The sequence below is a fragment of the Pseudomonas sp. EA_5y_Pfl2_R50 genome, from assembly GCF_963970475.1.
Taxonomy (GTDB): Bacteria; Pseudomonadota; Gammaproteobacteria; order Pseudomonadales; family Pseudomonadaceae; genus Aquipseudomonas.
This window is the reverse complement of record NZ_CAXAPT010000028.1, coordinates 1-3,657: the sequence shown is the minus strand read 5'-3', so window position 1 is coordinate 3,657 and position 3,657 is coordinate 1. Positions and strand designations below refer to the sequence as shown.

The window sequence follows — 3,657 nt, the reverse complement described above, 5'->3', positions numbered from 1 at the left end:
CGAACTCAGCAGTGAAACGATGCATCGCCGATGGTAGTGTGGGGTTTCCCCATGTGAGAGTAGGTCATCGTCAAGATTAAATTCCGAAACCCCAATTGCGAAAGCAGTTGGGGTTTTGTTTTGCCTGCGGGAAATGTTCCTGCTTGATTTCTATGCAACGGCCCGGGGCATGGCTATTATTCGGGCCTCATTGTGAGGCGAGACCTGCATGCTGACGTTGCTGAACCTTCTGAAGGATGGTCGATTCCATTCTGGTCAGGATTTGGGTATTGCCCTTGGAATAAGTAGAAGTGCGGTATGGAAGCAGCTTCAGCATCTCGAAGCTGAGCTTGGGTTGTGTATTCATAAAGTTCGTGGGCGTGGCTATCAGTTGGCTGCGCCGCTGACGCTGCTTGATCCTTTGAAAATTTCCGAAATGGCTCCTGGATGGCCTGTTACTGTCCTCGACTCCGTCGATTCGACTAACGCTGAAGCGCTACGCGCTATCGGGCGAGGGGCGCCGGCGCCCTGCTTGGTATTGGCGGAGCGGCAGGTTTCTGGTCGGGGGCGCAGGGGGCGGAAATGGGTGAGTCCGTTCGCTGAAAACATCTATTACAGTCTTGTGCTTCGGATTGACGGTGGAATGCGACAGCTGGAGGGCCTGAGCTTGGTTGTGGGCCTGGCTGTCATGCGTACTCTGCGTAGTGCTGGGGTGCCAGAAGCCGGCTTGAAGTGGCCCAACGATGTCCTGGTCGGTAACAAGAAGATTGCAGGCATTTTGCTCGAACTCGTCGGCGATCCGGCTGATGTTTGTCATGTAGTGTTGGGTATTGGTATTAACGTGAATATGCGAGCGGCAGATGAGGTCGATCAGCAGTGGACTTCGGTGCGACTTGAGTCGGGCGAGAGCTGTGATCGCAATATTCTGATTGCAGAGCTGAGCCAGCAACTCGCCGGCTATATCAAGCGTCACCAGGCAGGTGGTTTTTCAGTTCTCCAGACAGAATGGGAGCAGAACCACTTGTGGCAGGGGCGGCCGGTTTCGCTGATCGCGGGTGTCAACCAGATAGATGGTGTGGTCCTCGGAATTGATGGTCAGGGCGCGCTGCGCTTGAGAGTGGACGGCGTGGAAAAAATCTTTAGCGGTGGCGAGCTTAGCCTGAGGTTGCGTGATGATTCTTGAGCTCGACTGTGGAAACAGCTTTATCAAGTGGCGAGTGTTAGATGCCAAGGCTGCTGTCTTGATATCTGGAGGAGTTGTCGACTCGGATAAAGCGCTGCTCGGAAACCTGCAGGAGCTTGAGGGGCTTCTGCTGCGCGCCTGCCGCCTGGTCAGTGTCAGAACTGAAGAAGAGACGCACGCGCTAATTGAAATTATCGAGCGCGAATTTGCTATCTCGGTGGTGTGTGCGAAGGCTGCTCGTGAAATGTCCGGCGTCAGGAACGGTTACGAAGATTACGAGCGTCTTGGGCTGGATCGATGGCTGGCGATGCTTGGCGGCTTTCACTTGGCGGCGGGTAGCGCCTGTTTGGTGTTGGATTTTGGTACTGCGGTCACTGCGGACTTCATTGCTGTCGACGGTGAGCATCTGGGGGGCTTTATCTGTCCAGGGATGCCGCTGATGCGGAACCAGTTGCGCACACATACCCGAAAGATTCGCTATGGAGATCTGGCTGCTGAGAGGGCTTTGACCAGCCATGCCCCGGGGAGGACCACCGTAGAAGCGGTGGAGCGAGGCTGCTCGCTGATGCTGAGGGGGTTTGTGCTGACGCAGCTGGAACTGGCGCGCTCTTATTGGGGGGCGGGTTTTGTGGTCTTTATCACGGGTGGAGATTCTGAATTGGTTGCAGATATCGCGCCTGAAGCCAGGGTGGTTCCTGATCTTGTATTTGTAGGGCTGGCTATGGCGTGCCCTTTGTCCTGAGGTCTTTATGCGTTGGTTGTTCCTCCTGCTACTTGTTCTCAATGTTTTTTACTACGTCTGGCATCAGCAGGAGGCGCCTTTACGTGCAAAGGATGTAACGCCTCTGAGTATGTATCGAGGTTCGCAGCAGGATATTCGTTTACTTAGTGAAGCGTCCGGCGGTGCGGGAGAGAACCAAATCGAGAGTCGCGCAGAGTGTCTGTTTCTTGGAGGTCTTTTTCGGCAAGAGCAAATTCTTGCCCTCCAGCGTAAGTTGGTTGATTTGGGTGTTAGGGGGCAGTCAGTGTCAGGTGATGAGGCTGGTCCTGGTTATTGGCTGTCTGTACCCCCTGAAAGCAAGCGTTTGTTGGGAGATGCGCAGCTGCAAAACCTTTCCAAGGAATTCAATGAGTTAAAACATAAAATAATGCTGTGTGTGGGGGTTGCACCTGCCGAATAGTTTGCATAGAATGGCGCCCGCTCCACAGCGAAGGCCTGAAAAGGTTTTCAAGGTGGAGTGATGTCAATGCAGCTAACCTCAGGTTTTTAAATGAGAAAATGCTTGACAAGGGTTCGGCGTAGTATAAAATGCCGGCCTGATTAGGAGGGGTTCCCGAGCGGCCAAAGGGATCAGACTGTAAATCTGACGTCTACGACTTCGAAGGTTCGAATCCTTCTCCCTCCACCAGATTTAAGCGTGAGCTGCAGGCTCCGCGGGTATAGTTTAGTGGTAGAACCTCAGCCTTCCAAGCTGATGATGCGGGTTCGATTCCCGCTACCCGCTCCAAGTTTGCAGGTTGTGCAAAGTGTTTTGCTCTTGTAGCTCAGTTGGTAGAGCACACCCTTGGTAAGGGTGAGGTCAGCGGTTCGAGTCCGCTCAAGAGCTCCATATAACAAGGCAGATATGAAAATATCTGCCTTTGTTTTAATGGTTGATATTGTTTGTCTAATTTCTTCTGTTGAGGGTGATATCGATGGCTAAGGAAAAATTTGATCGTTCCCTGCCCCACGTCAACGTTGGGACCATTGGTCACGTTGACCACGGTAAAACCACTCTGACCGCTGCTCTGACTCGCGTCTGCTCCGAAGTTTTCGGTTCCGCAATCGTTGACTTCGACAAGATCGACAGCGCACCAGAAGAAAAAGCTCGCGGTATCACCATCAACACCGCTCACGTTGAGTACAACTCGACTATTCGTCACTACGCTCACGTTGACTGCCCAGGTCACGCTGACTACGTGAAGAACATGATCACCGGTGCTGCCCAGATGGACGGCGCTATCCTGGTTTGCTCGGCCGCTGATGGTCCGATGCCACAAACCCGTGAGCACATCCTGCTGTCCCGTCAGGTAGGCGTTCCGTACATCGTGGTTTTCCTGAATAAGGCTGACCTGGTAGACGACGCTGAGCTGCTGGAGCTGGTTGAGATGGAAGTTCGCGACCTGCTGTCCACCTATGACTTCCCGGGCGACGACACTCCGATCATCATCGGTTCGGCTCGTATGGCTCTGGAAGGCAAAGACGACAACGAAATGGGCACCACTGCCGTTCGTAAGCTGGTAGAAACTCTGGACAGCTACATCCCAGAACCAGTTCGTATGATCGACAAGCCATTCCTGATGCCAATCGAAGACGTATTCTCGATCTCGGGTCGCGGCACTGTTGTGACTGGTCGTATCGAGCGCGGTATCGTTCGCGTTCAGGATGCACTGGAAATCGTTGGTCTGCGTGACACCACCACCACCACCTGCACCGGTGTTGAAATGTTCCGCAA

General features: G+C 53.5%; 4 protein-coding genes, 3 tRNA genes and 1 rRNA gene. All 8 read left to right on the top strand.

Going from position 1 to position 3,657, the window contains the following annotated elements; all coding sequences use genetic code 11:
* Positions 1-76, top strand: a 5S ribosomal RNA gene (rrf, locus tag AACY19_RS27990); the annotation flags it as partial.
* A 132-nt stretch (positions 77-208) separates the two neighbouring features.
* On the top strand, positions 209-1,162 hold the full coding sequence (birA, locus tag AACY19_RS26435; protein ID WP_339454447.1) for a bifunctional biotin--[acetyl-CoA-carboxylase] ligase/biotin operon repressor BirA: 954 nt from the start codon (positions 209-211) through the stop codon (positions 1,160-1,162).
* Positions 1,152-1,904 (top strand): pantothenate kinase, encoded by a 753-nt coding sequence (locus AACY19_RS26430; RefSeq protein ID WP_339454446.1) that lies wholly within the window; start codon positions 1,152-1,154, stop codon positions 1,902-1,904. Before birA ends, AACY19_RS26430 begins: the two co-directional genes overlap by 11 nt.
* Before the next feature lie 7 nt (positions 1,905-1,911).
* Positions 1,912-2,343, top strand: a complete 432-nt coding sequence (locus AACY19_RS26425; RefSeq protein WP_339454445.1) for a hypothetical protein — start codon at positions 1,912-1,914, stop codon at positions 2,341-2,343.
* Between the two features lie 143 nt (positions 2,344-2,486).
* Positions 2,487-2,571: transfer RNA gene (locus AACY19_RS26420), tRNA-Tyr, on the top strand.
* A gap of 25 nt (positions 2,572-2,596) precedes the next feature.
* Positions 2,597-2,670: transfer RNA gene (locus tag AACY19_RS26415), tRNA-Gly, on the top strand.
* Positions 2,671-2,696: 26 nt separating this feature from the next.
* Positions 2,697-2,772 (top strand) — tRNA-Thr (locus tag AACY19_RS26410).
* A gap of 85 nt (positions 2,773-2,857) precedes the next feature.
* Positions 2,858-3,657, top strand: an 800-nt coding sequence (locus tag AACY19_RS26405) for an elongation factor Tu (RefSeq protein ID WP_339454444.1), incomplete at its 3' end; no start/stop codon positions are given.